Below are 2,048 nucleotides of genomic sequence, written 5' to 3' on the forward strand. Positions count from 1 at the left end.
CGGCTGCATCCACACATCGAGCTTGACGCCGCTCAGCAGCAAATGGTCCCACAGCGAATGCGGCAACACGCGTGCGGCCAGTTGGCCGTTGGGCAACTCGCGCACAGGCAAATCGTCAAGGTGGTGTTTGCCTTGCACCTTGGACAGCGTGGCCATCATCTGGTTGCAGTAGCCCATGACGGTGTAAGGCCCCGAAAGCCATTCCTCGCCTTCGAGCGGCGAGCCAGCCGGAATGCCTTTTTGGCGCGAAGCCGTCTCGGCCCAGGCCTGCGCCACGGGCAGCAGGGCGTCCTTGATCTCGTTCAGGATGGCGATGCGCTCGGCCACCGAGGTTTGCACCCAGCGGCTGCGGTGCTCGGCCAGGGTTTGCAGGTCGAGGTCTAGGCTGGCTTGGCATTCGCCCAGGGTGGGGAGTTGTTTCATGTCAGGCGATCTGGGTGGGGTTTCAGGCTTGGCGAATCAGGTCGGCCGCTTTTTCGCCAATCATGATGGTAGGCGCGTTGGTGTTGCCGCTGGACACGGTGGGCATGATGGACGCGTCCACCACGCGCAGGCTTTGCAGGCCATGCACACGCAGCTGGGCATCGACCACGGCCAGTGGGTCGCTGGCTGTGCCCATCTTGCAGGTGCCCACTGGGTGGTATTGCGTGTCGGCGCGGCGGCGGATGTCGGCCGCGATGGCGGCCTTGTCGTTCTTGTCCACCGGGTAAAGCATCTTGCCGCGAATGGCGTCAAAGGGCTTGGACTCGATGATGGCTTGTTGCATCTGCACGCCTTTGACCAGCAGGTCGAGGTCGCGCTCGTCGCCCAGAAAGTTCGGGTCGATCAGCGGCGCGGTGCGCACATCGGGGCTGGCCAGTGTGACGCTGCCTCGGCTGTGCGGGCGGATCACGTCGACGTGGCAAGAAAAGCCGTGGCCCAGGTGCATTTTGCGGCTGTGGTCGTCCACGATGCCAACCAAAAACACCAGCTGCAAATCGGGCGCCTGCACTTCGGGCGAGGACCGCAAAAACGCACCCGACTCGGCAAAGGTGCTGGTCACCAGGCCGGTGCGTTGTTTCTTCCACTCGCTAATGGCCTGGGTGATCTTGACGGTGCCCGTGGCCGACACGCCAAAGGTCTCGGAGTTGCTGGGCGCACGCCAGGTTTGCACCTGGTCGATGTGGTCGTGCAGGTTTTTGCCCACGCCTTCGAGCGCGTGCACCACCGGAATGCCGTGGTGCTGCAGCTCGGCTGCTGGCCCCACGCCCGAGACCATGAGCAGCTGCGGCGAGCCAAAGGCCCCCGCTGAGACGATGACCTCTTTGTGGGCACGCAGCTCATGCGTCTGGCCGCCTTCTTGCACGCGCACGCCCACGGCCCGCTTGCCCTCAAACAGGATCTGGCTGGTGATGGTGTTCGTTTTGACCGTGAGGTTGGGGCGCGACATGTGGGGCGTGATGTAGGCCTTGGACGCGCTGTGGCGTTCGCCGTTTTTGTGGAACACCTGGTACATGAACGCGCCAAACTGCTCGGCCCCGTTGTAGTCGGGGTTGTAAGGAATGCCGTGCAGCGCGCAGGCGTCCAGGAACATTTTGTTGACCGCGCTGGGGCTGCGCAGCTCGGCCACGTTTTGCGGGCCGCCCGTGCCGTGGTACTCGCTGTCGGTGTGGGTCTCGTTGTGCTCGGCTTTCTTGAAGTAGGGCAGCACGTCCTGGTAAGACCAGCCGCTGTTGCCCAGCGACGCCCAGTGGTCGTAGTCGTGTTGGTTGCCGCGCACATAGAGCATGGCGTTGATCGAGCTGGAGCCGCCCAGCACCTTGCCGCGCGGCTGGTAGCCCTGGCGGCCGTTCAGGCCTTTCTGCGGCACGGTCTTGTACGCCCAGTTGTTGAAGGGGATGGGCAACATGGCCACCACGCCGGCCGGTGCATGGATGAACACGCTTTTGTCCGGTCCGCCCACTTCGATCAGGCACACGCGTACGTTGGGGTCTTCGCTCAGGCGCGAGGCCACCACGCAGCCAGCTGAGCCGCCGCCCACCACGATGTAATCGAACTCATTGCTCATC

General features: G+C 63.8%; 1 protein-coding gene and 1 pseudogene. Both read right to left on the reverse strand.

Features of this window, described 5'->3' with window-relative positions:
• A pseudogene (locus tag Q0341_RS06865) lies at positions 1 to 423 on the reverse strand (aldehyde dehydrogenase); the annotation flags it as partial.
• A 22-nt stretch (positions 424 to 445) separates the two neighbouring features.
• Positions 446 to 2,047, reverse strand: coding sequence for a GMC family oxidoreductase N-terminal domain-containing protein (locus Q0341_RS06870; RefSeq protein WP_299511466.1), 1,602 nt, complete (start codon positions 2,045 to 2,047; stop codon positions 446 to 448).
• Position 2,048: the final 1 nt, after the last annotated feature.

The organism is uncultured Limnohabitans sp. (assembly GCF_937889215.1).
Classification (GTDB): domain Bacteria; phylum Pseudomonadota; class Gammaproteobacteria; order Burkholderiales; family Burkholderiaceae_C; genus Limnohabitans_A.

What these genes read in the sequence shown, in the direction of transcription:
- Q0341_RS06870 (WP_299511466.1), bottom strand. Translation starts at nt 2,047, where the DNA reads ATGAGCAATGAGTTCGATTACATCGTGGTGGGCGGCGGCTCAGCTGGC.